Raw genomic sequence first — 22,160 nt, forward strand, 5'->3', positions numbered from 1 at the left:
CGGTCAGGCGATCTGTTCCAGGACCGCGTTTTCCGGGTGAGCCACGACGGACGGCACGGGGACCTCCGCCCGGACCAGCCACCACCCGTCGTCCGCGCCCGCCGTGAAGGTTCCGCCGTGCTCCGCGAGGCGCAGTGTCAGACCGCCGACACCTGAGCCCGGAGTGCCGATCGAGGTTCCCGCCCCATCGTTCTCCACGTCCAGGCGCACCGCCGCGGCCGTCACGGTCACCGCGATCCGTGCGTGCCGCGCCGCGCTGTGCCGCAGCACGTTGGTCACCGCCTCGCGCAGCACCACGCCGAGCACCGCGCCGGCCTCGGCGGGGACGGCGGCCTCGTCGCCCTCCACCTCCACGGCCACGTCGGCCGCGGCCAGCACCGCCGCGGCCGAGGCCAGCTCGTCGCGGAACGACAGCTCCCGTGATCCGCCGGTCAACGCCCGCAGTTCGCTCTCGCCCTGTGCGGCGAGCCGGGCCACGTCGCGGATCTCCGCCAGCGAACGCCCGGGATCCGCGTCCGCCAACCGGCGGGCCAGCTCCGCCTTCAGCAGGATCGCTGCGAGCCCGTGCCCCAGCAGATCGTGCAGATCACGCGCCGCGCGCAGCCGCTCGGTCACGATCGCCGCGCGGGTCAGGCCCTCGTTCGCCTGCTGGAGTTCGCGGACCAGCCGGGCCAGACGGAGGAAGCCGTACACGATGAAGCACGTCACCAGCGCGTTCAGCACCGCCGAGGCCGCGCTCGCGCCGTCCCACGCGGCCATCGCCCCGCCCAGGGCCAGCGCCGCCGTCACCGCCGGGACCGCGATCCGCCCCGGCAGCGCGATCGCCAGCGATCCGGCCAGCAGCCCCAGCGACGCGATCCAGTTCTGCCCGAACCACCGCATGGGCAGGAACGTCAGCAGCGCGAACAGCACGATCGCCGACCGGCTCCCGCGCTTCGCGTCCCGCACCGAGTACACGGCCTGCAACCCGCACAGCACCGCCAGCACCACCACCGCCGGGGCGATCAGGACCGCCGGGACGTAAAGCAGGGTCCGGAGACAGAACGACGCCAGCAGCAGGTAGTACACCAGATTCGCCCGCCGCAGCTCCGGCGTCTCCACCGGATCCACCGCCACCGGCGTCGACGGCACCACGGCCTCCACCGCGAACCAGCCGTCCGCTTCCAGCCCCGCGCCGAGCCGCCCGCCGCCGGCCCGCACCCGCTCGGCCAACTCGTCCAGCACGTCCGCGCCCAGCGCCGCGGTCGGCGCGCCGTCGCTCAGCACCCGCAGCGTCACCTGCCCGCCGGCCTCGCCGGTGAGGATCCGGCACCGCTGCGCGTCGCCGACCCGCACCACCGCCGTCACCACCTCGCGCAGCACCGTCGCGAGCACGGTCCCGGCCGGGCCCAGCGGCTCGGTGTGGCCGGTCGTCACCGTCGCCTCGATCCCCGCGGCCTGGAGCAGGGCCCTGGCACTCGCCGCCTCCGGTGCCAGCGACAGGCTGCGCAGTTCGGCAGCCGTCGCGCGGGTCGCGGCCAGCGTCGTCCGCGCGTCACCGAGCAGCCGGTCCAGGACCGAGGGATCGCCCCTGTCCGCCAGCTCCCGGATCCGCCCCAGTCCCGCGGCCAGCTCGGCGTCCAGCCCCTCGGCGATCCGCAGCCGCTCGGCGGTCACCGCGGCGGCGGCCAGGGTCAGCCGCGTCCCGTGCACGCGCCTCGCGAGCGCGGCGAGCGTGGTCACCGCGTAGACCATCATCCCGCCGAGCACGATCATCGTGACCGTGTCGGCGGTGTCGCGCACGCTTTCGGTCCGCACCGCCTGGACCCACGCCGCCGCGCCGAGCACCGGCGGCGCCAGAACCCACCAGCCCTGGAGGAACACCGCGCCGACCGGCACCGCCAGCAGCCCGACCGACGCCCCGGCCGGCACGATCGCGGCGAAACCGCACGCCAGCTGCGTCAGCACCCGCGCGAGCGAGGCCCTTCGGAACTCCAGCCCGAGGATGGCCGAGCACGCCGCGATGATCGTCACCCCGGCCGCGGGGTCCGACGGCAGCCGGCCGACCGCCTTGAAGAAGTGCACCGACACCAACGCCGCGGCCACCGCGAACACCAGGCCGTTCGCCAGCCGCGGCGCCGCCTCGTTCCCGATGGTCCGCCCGCCGCCTCGCACCTCGACATGGTAGAACCCGGCCCGGGACAAGGAGATCTTCGCCGACCGCGCTGTGAGACGGGGCCCGCGAGCGAAATAGAACGAGGTCCGCGACGGTTCCCGGCTATGGTCTACACCACTTCGGGAGGGGAACTTGTCCGCGAATCTGGAGGCGGCCGGCGCCGCCACGCTCGAACCCGCCGGTCCGGCCGCCGTCGTGCGGACGGTCGAGGACACCGTGCTCGGCCGCATCGGCGGCGCTCTGCGCGAACGCGACTTCCGGTGGTGGTTCGCCGGGCAGGTGACGTCCGCGTCCGGCGTGATGGCGCAGGGTGTGGCGCTGTCCTGGTGGGTGCTGCAGCAGACCGGCGACGCGGTCTGGCTCAGCGTCATGACCTTCGCCACCTGGGGCCCGACCCTCGTGGGCGGTGCCTGGGCCGGAGCCGTGGTCGACCGCGCGGACCGGCGCAGGCTGCTGCTGGTGACGCAGGCGGCGCTGCTGGGGATCGCGGCGACGCTGGCCGCCCTGGCCGCGACCGGGCACCTGGCGCTGTGGAACGTCGTCGTCGCCTCGGTGCTGTCCGGCACGGTCATCGCCTTCGACGCCCCCGCCCGGCAGGTCTACGTCGTCGACCTGGTCGGCGAGGACGGGGTGGCCAGCGCGGTCGGTCTGTGGGAGGTGGCGCTCAACGCCTCGCGGGTGATCGGGCCGGGCATCGGCGGCGCGCTGTTGGCCGCGTCCGGCGCCACCGCGTGTTTCGCCATCAATGCCCTGTCCTACCTGCCGCCGCTGATCGTCCTGACCCGGATGCAGGCCCGTACCCGCGCGCCGCGGGCCCGCAAGGACAAGAGCGGGACGGCCCGCGAGGGCCTGCGCTACGCGCTCCACTCCCCCGTGATGCGCGCCCTGCTCCCGATGTCCGCGGCCTCCGGCCTGATCTTCGGAATGTCGGTCGCCCTGCCGCCGCTCGTCGAACGCAGCCTGCACCAGGGCGGCGGGGCGTTCGGCGCGATGATGGCGGCGTTCGGCGCCGGCGGGCTGCCCGGCGCGCTGCTCGCCGCCTCGCGGCCGGTGCCGACCGGGCGCCGCGTCCGGGTGCTGGCGCTGTTCACCGCGGCCTCGGTCGTGGCCATCTCCCTCGCCCCGGACCTGCCGCTGGCGCTGGCGGCGATGGTGCTGCTCGGCGTCACGTCGATCTGGTTCATCGCCTCCGCGAACACTCTGGCGCAGCTGCGCTGCCGGCCGGAGATGCGCGGCCGGGTGATGAGCCTGTGGGGCATGGCGATGACCGGCGTGGCCCCGATCGCCGGCTTCGGTGTGGCGGCGGTCGTGCAGTACGTCGGACCGCGCGAGGGCTTCGCGGTCTCGGGTGTGCTGCTCGCCGCCGCGACGGCCGCCGGGTGGCGGGCTCTGCACGAGTAGGCGGACCGGCCTGGGCCGGGTGGGTGAACTTGCCCGCCCGGCCGTGTAAGGGCCGGAGACGGGTCGACAAAAAGGGTGCGCGCTGACAAGCCCACCAGACCACCCGACCACCAGACGGGAGCCCGCCTCCATGCCGACGAAGCTCCGGCCCGCCGCCCTGGCCCTGATCGCGATCCTGATGACCGCGTCCGGTCCGCTGACGGCATCCCCCGCAGCGGCCCAGGACTGCCGCACGACCTGCACCGACTACGGACCGCCGCAGGCCCTCGGCCAGGGGACCGCACGCACCTATGTCCGCGTCGAGCACTCCCGGCCGGTCGAGATCGGCGCGGTGGTCGACGCGGCCGCCCTGGCCTCGTTGCCGTATTCGCCGCCGACCGACGAGCAGCACTGCGTCGGCACTATGTGCGTGGGCGGATACGGCTTGTCCCTTCTGCTCCCTCCGCACGCCCCGACGCCTTATCGCTGGGTGCTGCTGAACTGGAACCCGGCCGGCCACGGGCCGAAGGGCGTGTTCGACGTCCCGCACTTCGACATGCACTTCTACGTCACCCCGCGCGGCACGGCCACCGCGATCCGCCCGGGAAGCTGCGCCCTGCTCGTGGCCTGTGACCAGGTCGCCAAGATCGCCAAGCCGCTGGACCAGCGCTACGTGCCGCCGGGCTATCCCACGACGCTGCCGGCGACCGCCCAGGTCGCCATGGGCGAGCACCTTGAGACGCACGACGGTTTCCAGAACGGCGCGACGTTCATCTACGGCGCGATCGGCGGCCGGCTGGCATTCCTGGAGCCCATGGTGCGCCTGGACGCGCTCCAGAACTCCGCCCCGGGCGACGACCGTCGCCGGTGCCTGCCCGTGGCCCAGCCGCAGGCATGGCAGAAAGCCGGCTGGTACCCGTCCGAATACTGCCTCGGACGGTCCTCGGCCGGCGACGCCGAAGTCAGCCTCGACAAGCTGACGTTCCACGACGCGGGCTGAGTCCGGCGGCACCGGGCGCGATGGTGGGGTGGGTGGGGACGCGCCCGGTGCCGCTGACCGGCCCGGGGGGAAGGGGCCGTCTGAGGCGGGATCTGTTGTCGGGTTCAGGCCTCGGGTTCAGGCCTCGGCTTCAGGCCTCAGTGGGATCCGGAAGACTGGTGCACCGGGTCGTTCGGGTTCTGCGGGTCGATCGGCCAGTTGGTCGGCCAGCCGGTCGGCGGGTTGGTGGGCAGCTTGCTCGGCGGGTTCGTCGGCAGCTTGCTCGGCAGCCCGGTCGGCAGCTTGGTGGGCATCCCCGGCCCGCTCGGCAGCGTCGGCCAGGTCGTCGGCCAGCCGTCACCGGGGTGCGGCGCCGGGAGCGGGAAGTGTGGCTTGCGGCCCTGCCGCAGGTCCTTCTCCGCCTGCGCCAGCCGGGTGCAGAAGTCCTGCATCCGCTTCTGCGCCTCGGTGCGCTGCGCGTCCATCCGCGTCTTGATCTTCGCCAGCTCGGTCTCCGGGATCCCGGCCGCCTTCGCCAGCTTCTGCAGCTCGGCGGCGGTCAAGTCCGCGCCCCGGTCGTCCCGGTCGCCGTTCTCGGCCGCCTTGCACAGCCGGAAGGCCTCGTCGCCGAGCAGCGCGGCACCGGCGGCGTCCAGCCTGCCCTGGTCGTCCTGATCGTCCTGGTCGCCCTGGTGGTCCTGGTCCTCCGACGGCTTCGCGGCCGGCGATCCGGTGGGCGCGGGATGCGGCGTCGGCTTGTCGGCATCGGCGCCCTTCCGGTCCTGGTCCTTGTCATGCCCGGCCTTGGCGGCGGTCTTGGGCGCCGGCACGCCGATCGGGCCGAGGGCGCTGTGCGCCGTCTGCTGCCAGCTGCGCGGCAGCGAATCGGTGGCGGCGGCGGTGGCCGCGCCGGCCACCGACACGCCGCACACCGCGGCCGCTATCTTGACCGTGACGGCCTTGGTGAGCATGGCTTTGCTGAACACGCGTCGCTCCTTGGGGGGTGTCGCGGAGACGGAGTGATGCGCGGAGAACCCGGCACGGGCCGCGTCCTCTCCGGACAGCTCGGCGGGCAGGGCGGGACCGGCGGCCGCTTCGAGCAGCCCGGCCACGTCCTCCAACCCTGATCCCGCCCGCGCGGCGCCGAACAGCGCCTCGGCGTCGCGGCGGCTGATCCGCCGGCGCCCGAGGGCTCGCTGCGAGTTCCCTGTCGTACGCATCGTGCTCCAAGGAGCGATCCCGCGCCTCATCGTGTTACACCCGCCCTCGAACCGGCCCGCGCCACTCCCTTGACCTGCGGTTCCTGCACCCCCTGCGCCTTACCCGGCGCATCGGCGGCCCCGGCCTCGTCGAGCTTCTTCTTCAGGGTCCGCAGGCCGCGCATCGCCGCCACCCGCACGGCACCGGCCCGCTTGCCCACCACCGCGCCCGCCTGGTCCGCGCTCAGCCCGGCGACCGCCCGCAACAGCACCGCCTCGGCCTGGTCCCGCGGCAGCTCGGCGATCACCGCCAGGGCCCGGCGGGTCGCCATCGCCGCGAGCGCGGCCTCGGCGGTGTCGTCGCCGGCGTGCCGCTCCGGCGGCACGGCCACCGGGTCGTCGAGCTTGCGCTGGTTGCGGCGCCCTTCGTCGACGGCCCGGTTCCGCGCGATGCGGAACAGCCACACCTGGAAGTGCCCGGCGTCGCCGGTGAAGCCGCCGAGGTCGCGGCAAGCCTGCAGCCAGGTCTCGGAGGCGACGTCCTCGCAGGCGTTCGGAATCAGGACTCGGAGATAGCGCAGCAGCGGCGGGTTCAGCGCGCGCCAGAGCACGGCGAAGCCGTCCTGGTCGCCGCGTACCGCCGCGGCCAGGGCGTCGGCCAAGTCTTGCCCATCCAGCATCGGGGTCCTTGATACGAGTTCTCGGACCCACCCCGCGGGCAGCCTACCCGAGGATCGCCCGGAACCGGACCTCCGCCTCGTCGAGCTGTTTCACGATGTGCGCCTTCACCGCGTCGGTCAGCGGCGTGTCCGGCCGGGTCGCGAAGTCGCGCAGCTGCGGCACCAGCGGCGCGTACTTCGCAGAGGCCTTGCGCACCTTCGGCCCGGTCGTGTGGATGATGCCGACGCCGTTGTCGGTGAAGTCGCTGAGCTTGACGACCCGCGCCCAGGGGTTCGCCTCCAGGCTGGCGACCACGTGCTCGCGGTACTGCTCCTGCTTGTCGCGCGCGGGGTCGTAGGCGGGGTTGGTGACGGCGTCGACGAGTTCCGCGACGCGCGGCGAGAAGGCGCGGCCGAGCACCGCCAGCGGGGCCCGGCGCGGCCCGAGGGCGCGCTCGGCGTCGGAAGCCAGGTCGGCGAGGTCGCCGGGGTGGTCCTCGACGGCGTCGTGCAGCAGCGCGGCGACCACGACCTCGGGGTCGCGCACCTGGTAGTGGCGGACGATCCGGATGGCGACGCGCAACAGATGGTTGACGTACGGCTCGCGGACCCGCTTATCCTCGGCGTGCAGCCGGGACGCGACGCGCTCGGCGCGCAGCAGCGTCCCGCGCTCGGCGTCCGGGAACGCCTCGATCTCGATCTCGAACAACGCTCGGAGCCCATCCTCGCCGTAGACCTCGGTCACGGCGTGGATGGGCATGATCTGCAGCACTTCTCTATGTCCCCGCTCTGCCCCCTCCATGAAGGCGACAGTAGCGGAAGGCGGTGTCTAGCTGTTCAGCTTGCTGCGCCAGTCCGTGGGCACGCGGCCGGCCGGTCCGGGCGTCGGCTGCTCCAGCGGGTGGCTGTCCGGGGCGGCGAGCTCGGGGCCGGACTCGTAGAAGTTGTCGTTGCCGAAGTCGTAGAACCAGGCTTCGCCGGGTTCGAAACTGGTGATGACGGTGTGGCCGGTCTCGGTGGCGTGCTTGCGGCCGTGCTGCTCGGGCGAGTTGTCGCAGCAGCCGATGTGGCCGCACTGCGCGCACCGCCGCAGATGCAGCCACCAGCCGCCGGCCGCGTCGCACTCGACGCAGCCGTTGCCGCTCGGCGGGACGCTGGGGTCGACTCCTGGGATGGACATGGTGCCGACGCTACCCGGAGCAGGCCGCGAACGCGCGTCGTGACCGCGTCAGTCCTCCGTCAGCAGCCGCACCGGGAGCCGGGTCTCGGCGATGGCGCCCTCGACGGCCTCGATGCGCAGCGCGCCACCGGTCGGCGAGGAGGAGACCGCCTCGACGAACTCGGTGCCGTGGAAGTGCAGGCCCACGAGGTCGTCGACGCCGTACCCGCCGGGGAGTTCCCCGGTCAGCAGCGCGTCGCGGTAGACCGGGCGGCGGGAGTCCTCGGCGTCGTAGTGCGGGCAGACGCTCCCGTCGAGGAAGCCGAGGCCGTCGGCCAGCACCTGGTAGGGCAGGCCGAAGGAGTCGGTGGTGCCGCCGCGGAACCAGCACAGCGCACCGGCGCTGCCGCCGGTCAGGACGGCGCCGTCCTCCCAGGCCTCGCGCAGGATCTCGTCGAGCCCTTGGCGTCGCCACACGTCGAGCATGTTCGCCGTGTTGCCGCCGCCGACGCTGATCAGGTCCATGGACAGCACGTACGACCGCAGGTCGCTGACGGTGCGATCGAACAGACGCAGATGGAACGGCGCGCAGCGGTCGGCGTTGTAGGTCTCGTAGAAGGAGACGATGGAGGCCGGGTCGTCGCCGGTGGCGGTCGGGAGGAACAGGACGCGCGGGCGTTCCTTGCCGGTGAGGCCGAGGACGAACGTGTGGAGGGGATCCCCGCGGCGCCCCATGAGGGCGCGTCCGGCACCGGTGGCAACGATATGACCAGGCATGATCGGCATGCTAGTGCCACAGTTCGGTGATCGCCGAAGCGACTCGGCCGTATCGTCGAGGCATGATCACGATCACCGCGCGCGAAGACGTCGAACAAGCTCTCGCCGACCCCGGTCTGGTGCCGCTGCCCGCCGAGACGGGCGCGGAGGGATCGATGGCGTGGCTCCGGGCGACCGTGGCGCGGTTCGCGCACGGTGCGGTGCACGCGCGCCGGCGCGCGTACGTCGAAGCGGAGCTGGCGCGCATCGACGTGGACGCGCTGCGCCGCCTGGCCGCCGGAGCGGACGGCGACGACCGGACCCGCGTCCTGCGCGCCCTGGCCCGCGCCATGGACCTGCCGGAGCTCGACGCGGCCGCCGTCGCCGCGCTGCTGGTGGTGGCCGCGAACTACTTCGGCGGGGAGGACCCGGCGGCCGACGACGCGGTACGGCTCCTGCTGCCGCTCATGCGGACCGCCGACCCCGAGCAGGCCGCCAACCGGATCGGCGTCCTCATCCAGGCCTGCGACGCCACCGCCGCCCTGATCGGCGCCGCCCGCGCCGGTTCCCGCGACGTCCACGCCACCCTCCGCGCGGCACCGCCGGTCCAGGTCATGCGCCGCACGGCGATCGTCCCGACCCGCGTCGGCGGCACCGCCGTCCCCGTGGGCGAACTGGTGCTGCTCGAAGTGGGTCCGCTCGGTCTGGCGTTCGGTCACGGACCGCGGGTGTGCCCGGGCCGGGCGCTGGCGGTGGCGCTGGCCGAGGGCGCCTTGGAGAAGAAGGAGTAGCGGCTTACCCGCTCGGCGCAGTCTCGCCATGCGAGGCGCACCTATCGGGTGTTGTCTGGATTCATGTCCACGAGCTCCTTCGGCGGCTTCTTCGACCGCTCCGACGATCCCTTCAACGACCTGCTCAACCGGTTCTTCGGGATGTCGCCGGAGTTCTCGCCGCCGCGGGTGCAGCGCGTCCCGATCGGACAGCTGCTGACCGAGTCCGCACGGGACCTGATCTCCAACGCCTCGCGCCGCGCCGCCCAGGACGGCAGCTCCGACCTCGACACCGAGCACCTGCTGTGGGCGGCGACGCAGGTGGAGCCGACGCGCGGCATCCTGGCCGCGGCCAACGTCGACCCCGACCGGCTGGCCTTGACGCTCGAGAAGTCGCTGCCGGCCTCGGGCGCCACGCCGTCGGCGGAGCCCGGCCTCACCCCGGCGGCCAAGCGCGTGCTGATCCGCGCCCACGCCCTGTCCCAGGCCTCCGGCTCCTCCTTCGTCGGACCGCAGCACATCCTCGCGGCCCTGACCGAGGACCCGGACTCCGGCGCCGGCCACATCCTGGGCAGCGGCCAGGTCGATCCCAAGGACCTCGGCCGGCGGGTCACCAAGGCCTCCCGCGCCGAGGGCCTGCCGGCCGGCCCGGAGCAGCCGTCGGACACCCCGACGCTGGACGAGTACGGCCGGGACATGACCGAGGACGCCCGCGCGGGCAAGCTGGACCCGGTGGTGGGCCGCGCCGACGAGATCGAGCAGACCGTCGAGGTCCTGTCCCGCCGTACCAAGAACAACCCGGTGCTGATCGGCGACCCGGGCGTCGGCAAGACCGCGATCGTCGAGGGCCTGGCGCAGCGCATCGTCTCCGGCGACGTCCCCAAGACGCTGGCGAACCAGCGCGTCGTGTCGCTGGACCTGGCCGCCCTGGTCGCCGGGTCCAAGTACCGCGGCGAGTTCGAGGAGCGGCTGAAGAACGTCATCGACGAGGTCGCCAGGGCCGCCGACTCCACGATCCTGTTCATCGACGAGCTGCACACCGTCGTCGGCGCCGGCTCCGGCGGCGAGGGCTCCATGGACGCCGGCAACATCATGAAGCCGGCCCTGTCCCGCGGCGAGCTGAACGTCATCGGCGCCACCACCATCGACGAGTACCGCAAGAACATCGAGAAGGACGCGGCCCTGGAGCGCCGCTTCCAGCCGGTGCTGGTGGCCGAGCCCACGGTGGACGAGACCGTGCAGATCCTGGAGGGCCTCCGGGACCGCTACGAGGCGCACCACGGCGTGAAGTTCACCGACAAGGCCCTGGCCGCCGCCGCCGAGATGTCCGACCGCTACATCTCCGACCGGTTCCTGCCGGACAAGGCCATCGACCTGGTCGACCAGGCCGGCGCCCGCGTCCGGCTGCGGAACCTGGGCAAGTCCACCGAGGCGATCGAGCGCGAGGACAAGCTGGCCAAGCTCACCCGCGAACGCGACGAGGCCGTCGCCGGCGAGAACTACGACCGGGCCAAGGACCTCAAGACGCAGATCGACCAGCTCAACGACGAGATGGCCACGATCGGGGAACGCCGCGAGGGCACGCTGCAGGTCACCGAGAACGACATCGCGGAGATCGTCTCCCGCCGCACCGGCATCCCGGTGGCGCAGCTCAACGAGGACGAGAAGACCCGCCTGCTGAAGCTGGAGGACGCCCTCCACGACCGCGTGGTCGGCCAGGACGAGGCGGTCACCGCCATCGCCGCCGCCGTCCGCCGCTCCCGCGCGGGCATGGGCGACCCCGACCGCCCCACCGGCTCGTTCCTGTTCCTCGGCCCCACCGGCGTCGGAAAGACCGAACTCGCCAAGGCCCTCGCCGAACTCCTCTTCGGCGACGAGGACCGCCTGATCCGCTTCGACATGAGCGAGTTCCAGGAGAAGCACACGGTCTCCCGCCTCCTCGGCTCCCCGCCCGGATACGTCGGCTACGAGGAGGCCGGCCAGCTGACGGAGAAGGTCCGCCGCAAGCCCTACTCGGTGATCCTGTTCGACGAGGTCGAGAAGGCCCACCCGGACGTCTTCAACACCCTGTTGCAGGTCCTGGACGACGGCCGCCTCACCGACGCCCAGGGCCGCACCGTCGACTTCCGCCACACCGTGGTCATCATGACCTCGAACATCGGCTCCCAGCTGATCCTCGTCCACAAGGGCGACACCGGCGACATCCGCGACCAGCTGATGGACCAGGTCCGGGACTTCTTCCCGCCGGAGTTCATCAACCGCCTCGACGAGGTCGTGATCTTCCACGGCCTGGGCAAGGACGAACTCGGCGACATCGTCGACCTGATGCTCGACGGCTCACGCCGCCGGCTGCGGGCCCAGGAACTCGGCCTCGAGGTGACGGAGAAGGCGAAGGACTGGCTGGTGGAGCGCGGGTACAAGCCCGAGTTCGGCGCGCGCCCGCTCCGGCGCACGATCCAGGCGGAGCTGGACAACAAGGTCGCGTCCCTGCTGCTGGCGGGCGACACCCAGCCGGGGGACACGATCGTGGCCGACGAGACGGACGACCACCTGGTGTGCACTGTGAAGCACCCGGCGGAGCCGGAGAAGGCGGGTGCGGGCGCCCAGTAGGCCCCGCGGCTCACACCGACCCGGGCTTGATCAGCCCGGTCTCGTAAGCGACCACCACGGCCTGCGCCCGATCCCGCAGGTTCAGCTTCGCCAGGATCCGCGCGACATGCGTCTTCACCGTCGCCTCGGACAGATGGAACCGGCCGGCCAGTTCGGCGTTGGAGAGTCCGCGCCCCAACAGCCCGAGCACTTCCCTCTCCCGCGGCGTCAACGTCGCCAGGTCCTTGTGCAGCGCCTCGGTCCTCGGGTTCACCGTCGGCACCGCGAACCGCTCCACCAGACGGCGCGTGATCGCCGGGGCCAGCATGGCGTCGCCGGCGCGCACCATCCGCACGGCGGCGACCAGGTGCTCCGGGCTGACGTCCTTCAGCAGGAAGCCGCTGGCTCCGGCCGTGATCGCCGAGTAGACATACTGATCCAGGTCGAACGTCGTCAGGATGATGATCCGCGGAAGATCGCCGTCGGCGCTTCCGCCGCCGAGGATCCGCCGCGTGGCCTCCAGCCCGTCCATCCCCGGCATCCGGATGTCCATGAGCACCACGTCCGGCCGGCTCTCCCGCACCACCCGCAGCGCCTCCTCGCCGTCGGCCGCCTCGCCGACCACGTCGACGCCCTCGGCCATGAGGATCATCCGGAAGCCGGTCCGCACCAGCACCTGGTCGTCGGCGATCACCACCCGCAGCGTGCCGTCGGACATCACGCACCACCCTCCCCGAGCGGTATCACGGCACTGACCATGTATCCCCCTGTCAGCCGCGGCCCCGCGCTCAGCGTCCCACCATAGACCGCCAGCCTCTGCCGCAGGCCCGCCAAGCCCTTCCCGCTTCCCCTGGCGGCCGCGGCCGAGGGCACCCCTCCCGTGTCGACCACGTCCACCCGCAGCCGCTGTGGACTGTAGTCGAGCGTCACCCGGATCAGCGCGCCGACCGCGTACTTCACCGCGTTCGTCAGCCCTTCCTGGACCACCCGGTACGCCGCCAGGTCCACTCCCGACGGCAGCGCCGTCGCCTGGCCCTCGATCGCCAGGTCCACCCGCACCCCGCCGCTGCGGATCCGCTCCACCAGCGCGGGGATCTGGTCCAGGCCCGGCTGCGGCGCCAGGTCGGCCGTCGCCGCCGGGTCGCCGCCCTGCGACGTCATCGTCAGCAGCCCCATCACGTGCCGCAGCTCGGCCATCGCCGCCCGGCCGCTGTCCTCCACCGCGAGCAAGGCTTCCCGGGCCAGCTCCGAGGACTTCGTATGCTCCGGCGCCTTCTCCAGCACCTTCCGCGCGGCTCCGGCCTGCACCACCATCACCGCGACGTTGTGCGAGACCACGTCGTGCAGCTCCGCCGCGATCCGGGCCCGTTCCTGCTCCACCGCGCGCAGCGTCTCGGCTTCGCGCTCCGACTCCAGGTCGTGGACCCGCTGTTTCCAGTTGCCGATCGCGTTGGCCCCCAGCACGACCGGCACCAGGAACAGGAACGGCAGGAAGTTGCGGGTGACGTTCGGGATGTCGCCCCCGCGCGTGACGGCCAGCACCACCGCGCCGAACCCGAGGCTGGAGACCATCGCCGAGCGGTAGGGGGTGTAGATCGCCGCGCTGTAGGCACCGATCAGGCACGATATGAACGTGAACAGCGCCGTCTGGTTGGCGTCCAGCACGTTGGCGCGCACCATCAGCGTCGCCCCGAACACCGCCCAGAACGTCGTCAGCGGGTAGCGGCGGCGCAGGGCCAGCGGCAGGGCGGTCATCACCGTCCAGAACAGGTCGCGCGGCCCCACCGAGAGCAGATGGTCGACGCCGTACATCGGCCCGTGGCCGTTCGGGTTGTCGCTGTGGTGGTACCCGCTGTTCAGCGTGCTCGCCACCATCGCCAGCGCCAGGGCGACGTCCGCGGCCCACGCCCACCGCGACGGCGGCGGCAGCGTTCCGGTGCGCCGCCGCAAGGCGGCCCACGCCCCGCGGACCGCCCCCTGATCTCCCCAGTTCACCGCACCAGTGTCGCAAGGACCGGCCGCGTCGGCATCCACCGCCGAGCCCACCGGTGTACGCCTCCGGGATACATCCACGGGATGACACGGCCGCCTTGTAGGCACACGGATGTAGCCGATTTCATGACTGCGGCCGACGCGGTCGATCACCCTCAGTTCGTAGCTTGCTGCCATGACGAATCCGCCGATGATCGACCTCGCCGAGGCCACGAAGAAATACGACGACGGCCCGCCCGCCCTGGCCGGGGTGACGCTCACCGTCGCCGCCGGCGAGTGCCTGGCGGTGCTGGGCCACTCCGGCAGCGGCAAGTCCACGCTGCTGAACCTGATCGCCGGGCTGGACCGGCCCAGCAGCGGCACGGTGACGGTCGACGGCACCCGGGTCGACCAGCTCGGCGAGGCCGGCTCGGCGCGCTTCCGGCGCGCCTCGATCGGCATGGTGTTCCAGTTCTTCAACCTGCTCGACGACCTGACCGTGCTGGACAACGTGCTGGTGCCGGCCCAGCTGGCCGGGATGGGCAAGGCCGAGGCCCGCCGCCGGGCCGCGGACCTGCTCGGCTCGCTGGGCATCGACCGCCACGCCAGGGCCTACCCGCAACGCCTGTCCGGCGGCGAGCGCCAGCGCGTAGCCGTGGCCAGGGCCCTGATGAACCGCCCGGCGCTGCTGCTCGCCGACGAGCCCACCGGCGCCCTGGACTCGCGCTCGGCCGCCGACGTGCGGCAGCTGTTGCTGGACCTCAACGCCGAGGGCCAGACCATCCTGCTGGTCACGCACGACGTGGACCTGGCCGCGAGCACCGCGCACCGGACGATCGAGCTGGTGGACGGCGCGGTGGTGCGGGATGTGGCGAACGGGGTCCGCGGCGGCGTCCCGGGCGACGGTGCGGCGCGGGGGCCCGCACCGCTGCCCGGGGCCGGGCACCTGGCCGGCGCCGACACCCGCTCCGGTTCCGGCGGCCCGGCGGGAGCCCTGCGATGAGCCTGCGTCCACCGCTGCCCCGCCGCCTGTTCGAGGCCGCCTTCCGTGCCGTGGCCCGGCTCCTGCTGGCGGTGACCCGGTGAGCGCCCTGGGCAAGGTCGTCCGGTCCGGCGTCGGCCGGCGCCGGGTCCAGTCCTTCGTCATGGCCCTGACCACCCTCGCCGCCGTGACCTCGTCGGTGCTGTCGCTGGGGCTGCTGACCGTGGTGCAGGCCCCGTTCGACCACGCCTTCGCCAGTCGCGACGCCGCGCATCTGGCCGTGCAGTTCGACGGGACCAAGGCCGGCGCGGCGCAGGCCGCGGCGACGGCGCACGCCGCGGGTGTCACCGAGTCCGCCGGCCCCTACCCGATCACCACCAACCTCGACGCGACCGTCGGCCCGGACTGCACCGCGACCATGGGCCCCGGCCTGCCGTTCGCCGGGTCCGACGCGCCGCCGGCCGCCGTCACCACCCGGCCGGATCTCGCGCACTCGCCGATGGACCAGCTCGTCCTCGACGACGGCCGGTGGCCCACCGCCGCGAACGAGATCGTGCTGTCGCAGTGGCCGTACGACTGCCGCGGCAAGTCGGTGGTGTTCAGCACGCTGCCGGGCAAGCCGGCGTTCGTGGTCGTCGGCCGGGCGAACTCGCTGACCTCCACCGCCACCGGGTTCGTCACCGGCGCCGGATTCGACCGCCTCACGGCCGCCGGGGCCCATGCCGACTCGCAGATGCTGTACCGGTTCGCGCACGCCGGCACCGACGCCGAGATCGCCACGGACAAGCAGGCGATCGCGGCCGCGGCTCCGGCGGGGGCCGTCGAGGGCGCGCACTCCTACCTGACGGAGCGGGAGCGCGCCACCGGCAATGCCAAGGTCTTCGTGCCCTTCCTGGTCGTGTTCGGCGTGCTCGGCCTGTTCCTGTCGGTACTGATCATCGCGATCGTGGTCAGCGGCGCGGTGGTGTCGGCCATCCGGCGCATCGGGATCCTGAAGGCACTCGGCTTCACGCCGTCCCAGGTGGCCCGCGCCTACGCGGCGCAGGCGCTGATCCCGGCGTCGGTCGGCGTGGTGTTGGGCACCGTGTTCGGCAACCTGCTGGCCGTGCCGGTGCTGAACGGCACCAGCCACGAGGTCGGGGCGGCCGGGACGCAGCTGCCGGTCTGGGTCAGCCTGCTGGTCCCGCTCGGCACCCTGGTGATCGTCGGCGTCACCGCGCTGATCCCGGCGCTGCGGGCGGGGCGGCTGCCGGCGGCGCAGACCCTGGTCGTCGGCCGGGCGCCGAAGGCCGAACGGGGCCGGGCGGCGCAGCGGCTGGCGGCCCGGCTGCCGCTGCCGCGCGCGATGTCCCTGGGCCTGGCCCAGCCGTTCGCCCGGCCGGCCCGCGCCGCGCTGGTCGGCGGGGCCGTGCTGTTCGGCGCCGTCAGCGCCACCTTCGCGATGGGTCTGGAGACGGCGTTCGCCCACTTCCAGGACCAGCGGACCGGCGGGTTCAACGCCGGGTCGCTGGTCGTCGTGCCCAGCGACCAGACTCAGTCCGGGCCGGGACCGGGCCGGGTCCGCAACCCCAACGACCCCGACGCCCCGCACCTGGACCCCGCCAGGGTCGCCGCCGCCATCGCGTCGGTGCCCGGCACGAAGGCCGCGTTCGGGTGGGGCGACAGCGGCGCGACCGTGGTCGGCACGCCGGCCCAGACCGAGGTGGACACCGTCTACGGCGACTTGTCATGGACCGGTCTGGAGCTGATCGCCGGCCGCTGGTACGCGGCGCCCGGCGAGGCCGTGGTCAGCGACCGGCTGGCCACCACCGCCGGGATCCACGTCGGCGACACGGTCACCGCCGTGCAGGCGGGCAAGTCGCTGCCGCTGAAGGTGGTCGGCATCGACTTCGACACCCACGACGGCGGCCAGATCGTCACGACCGACGCCGCCTCCTTCACCGCGGGCGGCCTCACGCCGCGCATCGACCAGTTCAACGTCCAGCTCGGCGCGCACGTCAGCGGCCAGACCTGGTCCGCCTCCGCGGCCGCCGCGCTGAGCCCGCTCGGCGCGGCGCCGGACCACAACATGGGCGGCAACATGTCCGACGTGGTGATGGTGATGAGTGCGCTCGTGGCCACCCTCACGCTGATGCTGGTCCTGGTCGCCGCGCTCGGCGTGCTGAACACCGTGGTGCAGGACACCCGGGAGCGGATCCACGATCTGGGGGTCTTCAAGGCGCTGGGGATGACCCCGAAGCAGACGATCGCCATGGTCATGACCTCGGTGGCGCTGAGCGGCCTGATCGCCGGGCTGATCGGGGTGCCGATCGGCGCGGCCCTGGAGCGGGCGACGTTGGACCCGATGCAGAACGCGGTCGGGATGCATCTTCCGGCGAGCGTGACGCACTCCTACACCCCCGGCTTGGTGGGCCCGCTGCTGGCCGGCGGAATGGTGATCGCGCTGCTCGGGGCGTTGCTGCCGGCGGGCTGGGCGGCACGGTCGCGGACGGCGACGGCGCTACGCACCGAATAGACACGCCCACCCGTCTCCCGCCGCCACCCGTCATCGGGCCGCTACGCGACGCTGTATTCACCTCCTGGGCGTCTTTCCGTTAGGAATGCCGGCCATCTGCGGTTGATACCCTCAGATGGTCGGCGTTCCGGCATCCCCTCAACACAAAGGCGTGAGAGGCACCCACCCATGGCGGTCAGTGTTTTCGACTTGTTCTCGATCGGCATCGGCCCGTCGAGCTCGCACACCGTCGGCCCGATGCGCGCGGCCCGGATGTTCGTCAAGCGTCTGGACAACGAGGACCTGCTGCCCAAGGTGGCCCGGGTACGCGCGGAACTGTTCGGCTCCCTCGGCGCGACCGGTCACGGCCACGGCACCCCCAAGGCGGTGCTGCTGGGGCTGGAGGGGCAGATGCCGGCCACGGTGGACGTGCGCGGCGTGGAGCCGGACCTGGAGCGGATCCGGACCAGCGGCCGGCTGCGGCTGCTGGGCGCCGAGCGCGGCGACGCGACCGAGGTCGCCTTCAGCGAGGACCGCGACCTGGTGCTGCACCGCCGCAAGTCGCTGCCGTACCACTCCAACGGCATGCAGCTGTTCGCCTACGACGAGGACGGCGAACCGCTCATGAGCAAGACCTACTACTCGGTCGGCGGCGGGTTCGTCGTCGACGAGGACGCGGTCGGCGCCGACCGGGTGGTGCTGGACGACACCGTGCTCAAGTACCCCTTCCGCACCGGTGCCGAGCTGTTGGAGCTGACCGGCCAGACCGGGTACAGCGTCAGCGGCCTGATGCTCGAGAACGAGCTCGCCTGGCGGACCGAGGACGAGGTGCGCGCGGGACTGCTGGAGATCTGGCGGGTGATGCGCGAGTGCGTCGCCTCCGGCATCGCCACCGAGGGCATCCTGCCCGGCGGGCTCAAGGTGCGCCGCCGCGCCCCCGGCATCGCGCGCACGCTGCGCGCCGAGGGCAACCGCGAGATGCACGCCAACGAGTGGGCGACGTTGTGGGCGATGGCGGTGAACGAGGAGAACGCCGCCGGGGGCCGGGTCGTGACCGCCCCCACCAACGGCGCCGCCGGCATCATCCCGGCGGTGCTGCACTACTACGTGAACTTCGTCCCCGACGCCGACGAGGACGGCGTGGTCCGCTTCCTGCTCGCCGCCGGCGCCGTCGGCATGCTGTTCAAGGAGAACGCCTCCATCTCCGGCGCCGAAGTCGGCTGCCAGGGCGAAGTCGGCTCGGCCTGCTCCATGGCCGCCGCCGGCCTGGCCGAAGTCCTCGGCGGCACCCCGGAGCAGGTGGAGAACGCCGCCGAGATCGGTATGGAACACAACCTCGGCCTGACCTGCGACCCGATCGGCGGCCTGGTGCAGATCCCGTGCATCGAACGCAACGGTATGGCCGCGGTGAAGGCCGTCACCGCCGCGCGCATGGCGCTGCGCGGCGACGGCAAACACCACGTCTCCCTGGACAAGGTCATCAAGACCATGAAGGACACCGGCCGCGACATGTCGGTGAAGTACAAGGAGACCGCACGCGGCGGACTCGCGGTGAACGTCATCGAATGCTGATCATCGGGTCCTGAGGGTCAGCCCCCGGGGGTCACGGTCACCGTCACGTCGCCCCACTCGGGGAGTGCCATCGGCTTGGTCAGGATCACGGCGAAGTCCTTCGCCTGCTGCTCGGTGAACACGGGCTCGCTCACGATGACGCCGGTCTGCGCGGGCTGCGGCTGTCCGGGGACCCACTGGGCCACGGGGTACCCGTCGATGGCCACTTCCCCCGGGTCCTGCGCCTTCGCCACGGTGGCGAGGAACGACGCGTAGCGCACGGCACCGGCGGCGTCGAGCCGGGCGACGATCGCCCAGCCGCCGGGACCGGGGCGCCGCTGCTCGGCGTGCGCCTCGGTCACGTGCAACGAGTCGCCGGCCTCGATGAAGGAGCTGTACACGTGGCCGTTCTCGTCACACACCGGCACGGTGATGCCGTACTCCAGGCCCCCGCCGCCGCAGAACTTCGCATCCATGACCGGCGCGGTCGTCGAGTCAGCCGGCGCGCTGCGCTCCATCTCGATCAGAGACATGGCGCCGGGCAGGCGCAGCATCCGCAGCCGCGGAAGGTCCGCGGCGTGCCCGCTCACGACGATCGTCGGCGGATCCTGGCTGGGCATCGAGACCTTGACGTCCTTCAGCCCTTCCGCCCGCACCCGGCTTCGCACCCAGCTCAGCACCGCGTCCACCTTCGGCGGCGTGTGGCTCACCCAGATCCCGCCGCCCTTGAAGGTCACCGTCACCCGGTCCCCGTCGCCGTGGCCGCCGGCCGCGACCACCGCCCCGGTCGCCCCCGCCGCGCCGGCCAGCCCGATCGCCGCGAGCAGCAGCACCGGCCGCCGCCGGAACCCCTTCCGTCCCGCGTTCTCGGCGATGGCGCGGGCGCTGAAGACCGGCACCTCGTGCCGGTCGGCCTCGGCGCCGAGGATCGCCGGCAGTCGCTCTTCGATGTCCGTCATGCCGTGCGCTCCTCCTGCTCCTGGGAGGCCATCGCCTCGCGTAGTTTCGCCAGCCCGCGGGCGGCCTGCGACTTCACGGTCCCGACCGCGATCCCGAGCACCTCGGCGACCTGCGCCTCGGTGAGGTCGTCGAAGTAGCGCAGCACCAGCACGGCGCGCATCCGCGGCGGCAGTTCCCGCAGGACCCTGATGACGGCGTCGTGCTCGTCGACGTCCGGGGAGTGGTCCGGCGCCACGCCGTCGTGGTCCAGCAGCCGCACCGGACGACGGTTGACAGCCCGGAAGTGGTCGACGGCCAGGTTCGCCAGGATCCGGCGGACATAGGGCTCCGGCGTCTCCATCGCCGAGACCCGCCCCCAGTGCCGATAGGTCCGCTCCAGCGCGCTCTGCACCAGGTCCTCGGCGGCGTGGCGGTCGCCGACGATGAGCACCGCGGTCCGGAACAGGGCGGCCGCGCGCGAGGCCACGAACTCGGCGAAACCCGGTTCCACCGCGGGTGGAGGTCTCCGTTTCATGAGGAGCTAACCCCGGGGCGCCCCGAAATGGTTGCACGGCCGCGGGAATCGACGATGCCCCCGCCCGCTTGACAGCGCCGTCCACCCGCTTGCATGGTTAGTTACATGAGTAATGAACCCAGGAACCCTTGATGGACGAAGGCCGCCCGCTCTTCCAGCAGATCGCCGAGCAGATCGAGGCCGCGATCCTGGACGGCTCGCTGGCCGCGGACACGCAGGTCCCGTCCACCAACGAGCTGGCCGCGTTCCACCGGATCAACCCGGCGACCGCGGCCAAGGGCGTCAACCAGCTGGTCACCGACGGAATCCTCTACAAGAAGCGGGGCATCGGCATGTTCGTGGCGGGGGACGCGCGGCAGCGCGTGCTGGATCGGCGGCGTGAGGCGTTCGCCCGGGATTACGTGGAGCCGCTGCTGGCCGAGGCCCGGCGACTGGGGCTGACCGCCGAAGACGTGAAGAGCCTGGTCGAGAAGTGGGGAGAGGGACGATGAGCGCCGTGCTCGTCAAGGACCTGACGATGCGGTACCGGGGGCACACCGCGCTGCACGGTATCGGGCTGGAGCTGGCGCCGGACACCATCCACGGTCTGCTGGGCCGCAACGGCGCAGGGAAGACCACGCTGATGCGGATCCTGACCGGGCAGGAGTTCGAGAGCTCCGGCCGGGTCGAGGTGTTCGGGCAGCCGCCGCGCGAGAACGACGCCGTGCTGCGACGTGTCTGCTTCATCCGCGAGTCGCTGAAGTACCCCACGTACTTCAAGCTGCGCGAGGTGTTGGCCGCCGCGGCCGTCGCCTGCGACAACTGGGACGCGGCTTTCGCCCAGCGTCTGGTGCGCGACTTCGAGGTGCCGTCCGACCGGCAGCTGAAGAAGCTGTCCCGGGGCCAGCTCTCCGCGGTCGGCATCGTGATCGGCCTGGCCTCGCGCGCGCCCCTGACCCTGTTCGACGAGCCCTATCTCGGCCTGGACGCCGTGGCCCGGCAGATCTTCTACGACCGGCTGCTGGAGGACTTCGCCGAGCACCCGCGCACCATCGTGCTGTCCACGCACCTCATCGACGAGGTGGCGGACCTGATCGAGCACGTGGTGCTGATCGACGGCGGCCGGGTGGTGCTCGACGAGGACGCCGACGAGCTGCGCGGCCGGGCGGTCTCGGTCTCCGGCCCGGCCGAGGCGGTCACCGCCTACGCCGAGGGCGTGGCGCCGCTGCACCGCTCCGAGCTCGGCGGCCGCCTCAAGGTGGCGCTGCCCCGGCGCCCCGAGCGCCCGGCCGACGGCGTCAGCGTGGACCCGCTGTCGCTGCAGGAACTGATCGTGTTGACCACCAACCAGGGGGACCGGAAGTGAGCCCGACCGAGAAGGCGCTGCGCATCCAGACGCTGAAGCTGAAGCAGACGTTCGCGATCCAGTGGTACAGCATCGGGATCGCGATCTGCCTGGTGGCCGTGATCTTCGCGGTCGCCCACGACACGCCGTACGACCGCCGCGTCAGCGGCGCCCTGAGCGCCTTCTACCTCTCCAGCGCCGGCATGCAGCCCTGGCTGGTCAACCACGTCTTCCCCTTCTCGATGGCCCTGTCGGTCACCCGGAGCGCCTTCGTGCGCGCCACCATGGTGATCATCGCCGCCGAAGCCGTGCTGGCGGGTGTCGGGCTGACCGTGCTGAGCCGCGTCGAGCACGCCACCGACGGCTGGTTCGTCCACATGCGCCTGATCGACCTGCCGCACATCCACCAGGACAACGCCTTCACCCAGGCGCTGGTCTACGGCGTCCCGATGGCCGCGCTGTCGTCGATGACGGCCTTCATCGCCGCGGTCTTCCGCACGTTCGGCCAGATCGGCCTCTGGGTCCTCGCGGTGGGCATGGCGGTCCTGGGCGCGCTGGTCGTCGTCCTGCTGACTCTGACCCACAGCGTCGGCGCGTTCGCCGACTTCTTCAGCTCGCAGCCGATGCTGGCCGACCTGGCGGTGTATCCGCTGGTGCTGGTGGTCCTGTTCGGCGGCGGATGGGCGGTGCTGATGAAGCGGGCCCGCGTCTAGCCGGG

The 22,160-nt window shown here is 72.5% G+C and carries 20 protein-coding genes; 10 read left to right on the plus strand and 10 right to left on the minus strand.

Annotated features, from left to right (window positions below; all coding sequences use genetic code 11):
* Positions 1 to 3: 3 nt before the first annotated feature.
* Entirely contained in the window at positions 4 to 2,154 is a 2,151-nt protein-coding gene (locus tag ABD466_RS14215; RefSeq protein ID WP_344657489.1) for a sensor histidine kinase, read from the minus strand.
* A gap of 133 nt (positions 2,155 to 2,287) precedes the next feature.
* Here ABD466_RS14215 and ABD466_RS14220 point away from each other — a divergent pair, with 133 nt between their 5' ends.
* Both ABD466_RS14220 and ABD466_RS14225 read left to right on the plus strand, forming a co-directional pair.
* Complete coding sequence (locus ABD466_RS14220) at positions 2,288 to 3,556, plus strand: MFS transporter (RefSeq protein WP_344657490.1); 1,269 nt, start codon at positions 2,288 to 2,290, stop codon at positions 3,554 to 3,556.
* A gap of 130 nt (positions 3,557 to 3,686) precedes the next feature.
* On the plus strand, positions 3,687 to 4,535 hold the full coding sequence (locus tag ABD466_RS14225; protein WP_344657491.1) for a hypothetical protein: 849 nt from the start codon (positions 3,687 to 3,689) through the stop codon (positions 4,533 to 4,535).
* 137 nt (positions 4,536 to 4,672) lie between these two features.
* On the opposite strand, the gene ABD466_RS14230 is transcribed toward ABD466_RS14225, so the two are convergent.
* The 5 genes from ABD466_RS14230 to ABD466_RS14250 all read right to left on the minus strand — a co-directional run bounded on the left by ABD466_RS14230 (position 4,673) and on the right by ABD466_RS14250 (position 8,308).
* Positions 4,673 to 5,734 carry a hypothetical protein gene (locus tag ABD466_RS14230; protein ID WP_344657492.1) on the minus strand — a complete coding sequence of 354 codons (1,062 nt, stop codon included), beginning with the start codon at positions 5,732 to 5,734 and terminating at the stop codon, positions 4,673 to 4,675.
* A 26-nt stretch (positions 5,735 to 5,760) separates the two neighbouring features.
* A complete protein-coding gene (locus ABD466_RS14235) occupies positions 5,761 to 6,393 on the minus strand; it encodes an RNA polymerase sigma factor (protein WP_344657493.1) in 633 nt (210 codons plus the stop codon).
* A 43-nt stretch (positions 6,394 to 6,436) separates the two neighbouring features.
* Entirely contained in the window at positions 6,437 to 7,132 is a 696-nt protein-coding gene (locus ABD466_RS14240; RefSeq protein ID WP_344657494.1) for an HD domain-containing protein, read from the minus strand.
* Between the two features lie 69 nt (positions 7,133 to 7,201).
* Positions 7,202 to 7,552, minus strand: coding sequence for a UBP-type zinc finger domain-containing protein (locus tag ABD466_RS14245; RefSeq protein WP_344657495.1), 351 nt, complete (start codon positions 7,550 to 7,552; stop codon positions 7,202 to 7,204).
* A 48-nt stretch (positions 7,553 to 7,600) separates the two neighbouring features.
* A complete protein-coding gene (locus ABD466_RS14250) occupies positions 7,601 to 8,308 on the minus strand; it encodes a Type 1 glutamine amidotransferase-like domain-containing protein (protein ID WP_344657496.1) in 708 nt (235 codons plus the stop codon).
* A gap of 62 nt (positions 8,309 to 8,370) precedes the next feature.
* On the opposite strand from ABD466_RS14250, the gene ABD466_RS14255 reads away from it, so the two are divergent.
* Both ABD466_RS14255 and ABD466_RS14260 read left to right on the plus strand, forming a co-directional pair.
* Positions 8,371 to 9,078, plus strand: coding sequence for a cytochrome P450 family protein (locus tag ABD466_RS14255; RefSeq protein ID WP_344657497.1), 708 nt, complete (start codon positions 8,371 to 8,373; stop codon positions 9,076 to 9,078).
* 63 nt (positions 9,079 to 9,141) lie between these two features.
* On the plus strand, positions 9,142 to 11,667 hold the full coding sequence (locus ABD466_RS14260) for an ATP-dependent Clp protease ATP-binding subunit (protein ID WP_344657498.1): 2,526 nt from the start codon (positions 9,142 to 9,144) through the stop codon (positions 11,665 to 11,667).
* Between the two features lie 10 nt (positions 11,668 to 11,677).
* On the opposite strand, the gene ABD466_RS14265 is transcribed toward ABD466_RS14260, so the two are convergent.
* Both ABD466_RS14265 and ABD466_RS14270 read right to left on the minus strand, forming a co-directional pair.
* Complete coding sequence (locus ABD466_RS14265) at positions 11,678 to 12,364, minus strand: response regulator (RefSeq protein ID WP_344657499.1); 687 nt, start codon at positions 12,362 to 12,364, stop codon at positions 11,678 to 11,680.
* A complete protein-coding gene (locus ABD466_RS14270) occupies positions 12,364 to 13,641 on the minus strand; it encodes a sensor histidine kinase (RefSeq protein ID WP_344657500.1) in 1,278 nt (425 codons plus the stop codon). Before ABD466_RS14270 ends, ABD466_RS14265 begins: the two co-directional genes overlap by 1 nt.
* A gap of 172 nt (positions 13,642 to 13,813) precedes the next feature.
* Here ABD466_RS14270 and ABD466_RS14275 point away from each other — a divergent pair, with 172 nt between their 5' ends.
* The 3 genes from ABD466_RS14275 to ABD466_RS14285 all read left to right on the plus strand — a co-directional run bounded on the left by ABD466_RS14275 (position 13,814) and on the right by ABD466_RS14285 (position 18,665).
* Complete coding sequence (locus ABD466_RS14275; protein WP_344657501.1) at positions 13,814 to 14,620, plus strand: ABC transporter ATP-binding protein; 807 nt, start codon at positions 13,814 to 13,816, stop codon at positions 14,618 to 14,620.
* Positions 14,621 to 14,699: 79 nt separating this feature from the next.
* The gene (locus ABD466_RS14280; RefSeq protein WP_344657502.1) at positions 14,700 to 17,114 is read left to right on the plus strand and encodes an ABC transporter permease; all 2,415 of its coding nucleotides are present in this window, start codon (positions 14,700 to 14,702) and stop codon (positions 17,112 to 17,114) included.
* A 168-nt stretch (positions 17,115 to 17,282) separates the two neighbouring features.
* A complete protein-coding gene (locus ABD466_RS14285) occupies positions 17,283 to 18,665 on the plus strand; it encodes an L-serine ammonia-lyase (RefSeq protein ID WP_344657503.1) in 1,383 nt (460 codons plus the stop codon).
* 17 nt (positions 18,666 to 18,682) lie between these two features.
* Here ABD466_RS14285 and ABD466_RS14290 read toward each other — a convergent pair whose 3' ends face one another.
* Both ABD466_RS14290 and ABD466_RS14295 read right to left on the minus strand, forming a co-directional pair.
* Positions 18,683 to 19,603 (minus strand): hypothetical protein, encoded by a 921-nt coding sequence (locus ABD466_RS14290; protein WP_344657504.1) that lies wholly within the window; start codon positions 19,601 to 19,603, stop codon positions 18,683 to 18,685.
* On the minus strand, positions 19,600 to 20,118 hold the full coding sequence (locus ABD466_RS14295; RefSeq protein WP_344657505.1) for a SigE family RNA polymerase sigma factor: 519 nt from the start codon (positions 20,116 to 20,118) through the stop codon (positions 19,600 to 19,602). The genes ABD466_RS14290 and ABD466_RS14295 overlap by 4 nt, the downstream gene beginning before the upstream one ends.
* Positions 20,119 to 20,249: 131 nt before the next feature.
* Between ABD466_RS14295 and ABD466_RS14300 the strand changes: the two genes are divergently transcribed.
* Genes ABD466_RS14300 through ABD466_RS14310 form a run of 3 tightly spaced genes read left to right on the plus strand, consistent with a single transcriptional unit; the run spans position 20,250 to position 22,155 of the window.
* Positions 20,250 to 20,609: a GntR family transcriptional regulator gene (locus ABD466_RS14300; protein ID WP_344657506.1), complete on the plus strand. Its 360-nt coding sequence runs from the start codon at positions 20,250 to 20,252 to the stop codon at positions 20,607 to 20,609.
* Positions 20,606 to 21,463, plus strand: a complete 858-nt coding sequence (locus ABD466_RS14305; RefSeq protein WP_344657507.1) for an ABC transporter ATP-binding protein — start codon at positions 20,606 to 20,608, stop codon at positions 21,461 to 21,463. The genes ABD466_RS14300 and ABD466_RS14305 overlap by 4 nt, the downstream gene beginning before the upstream one ends.
* A complete protein-coding gene (locus ABD466_RS14310) occupies positions 21,460 to 22,155 on the plus strand; it encodes a hypothetical protein (protein ID WP_344657508.1) in 696 nt (231 codons plus the stop codon). Before ABD466_RS14305 ends, ABD466_RS14310 begins: the two co-directional genes overlap by 4 nt.
* Positions 22,156 to 22,160 lie beyond the last annotated feature (5 nt).

It is taken from the genome of Catenulispora subtropica (assembly GCF_039531675.1).
Lineage (GTDB): Bacteria > Actinomycetota > Actinomycetes > Streptomycetales > Catenulisporaceae > Catenulispora > Catenulispora subtropica.

Excerpts from the sequence above, each read along its gene's own strand:
- ABD466_RS14255 (WP_344657497.1), top strand. The coding sequence starts at position 8,371 with ATGATCACGATCACCGCGCGCGAAGACGTCGAACAAGCTCTCGCCGAC.
- ABD466_RS14275 (WP_344657501.1), top strand. The coding sequence starts at position 13,814 with ATGACGAATCCGCCGATGATCGACCTCGCCGAGGCCACGAAGAAATAC.
- ABD466_RS14290 (WP_344657504.1), bottom strand. The coding sequence starts at position 19,603 with ATGACGGACATCGAAGAGCGACTGCCGGCGATCCTCGGCGCCGAGGCC.
- ABD466_RS14235 (WP_344657493.1), bottom strand. The coding sequence starts at position 6,393 with ATGCTGGATGGGCAAGACTTGGCCGACGCCCTGGCCGCGGCGGTACGC.
- ABD466_RS14225 (WP_344657491.1), top strand. The coding sequence starts at position 3,687 with ATGCCGACGAAGCTCCGGCCCGCCGCCCTGGCCCTGATCGCGATCCTG.
- ABD466_RS14240 (WP_344657494.1), bottom strand. The coding sequence starts at position 7,132 with ATGCCCATCCACGCCGTGACCGAGGTCTACGGCGAGGATGGGCTCCGA.
- ABD466_RS14295 (WP_344657505.1), bottom strand. The coding sequence starts at position 20,118 with ATGAAACGGAGACCTCCACCCGCGGTGGAACCGGGTTTCGCCGAGTTC.
- ABD466_RS14285 (WP_344657503.1), top strand. The coding sequence starts at position 17,283 with ATGGCGGTCAGTGTTTTCGACTTGTTCTCGATCGGCATCGGCCCGTCG.
- ABD466_RS14245 (WP_344657495.1), bottom strand. The coding sequence starts at position 7,552 with ATGTCCATCCCAGGAGTCGACCCCAGCGTCCCGCCGAGCGGCAACGGC.
- ABD466_RS14230 (WP_344657492.1), bottom strand. The coding sequence starts at position 5,734 with ATGCGTACGACAGGGAACTCGCAGCGAGCCCTCGGGCGCCGGCGGATC.
- ABD466_RS14300 (WP_344657506.1), top strand. The coding sequence starts at position 20,250 with ATGGACGAAGGCCGCCCGCTCTTCCAGCAGATCGCCGAGCAGATCGAG.
- ABD466_RS14265 (WP_344657499.1), bottom strand. The coding sequence starts at position 12,364 with ATGTCCGACGGCACGCTGCGGGTGGTGATCGCCGACGACCAGGTGCTG.
- ABD466_RS14260 (WP_344657498.1), top strand. The coding sequence starts at position 9,142 with ATGTCCACGAGCTCCTTCGGCGGCTTCTTCGACCGCTCCGACGATCCC.
- ABD466_RS14250 (WP_344657496.1), bottom strand. The coding sequence starts at position 8,308 with ATGCCTGGTCATATCGTTGCCACCGGTGCCGGACGCGCCCTCATGGGG.
- ABD466_RS14305 (WP_344657507.1), top strand. The coding sequence starts at position 20,606 with ATGAGCGCCGTGCTCGTCAAGGACCTGACGATGCGGTACCGGGGGCAC.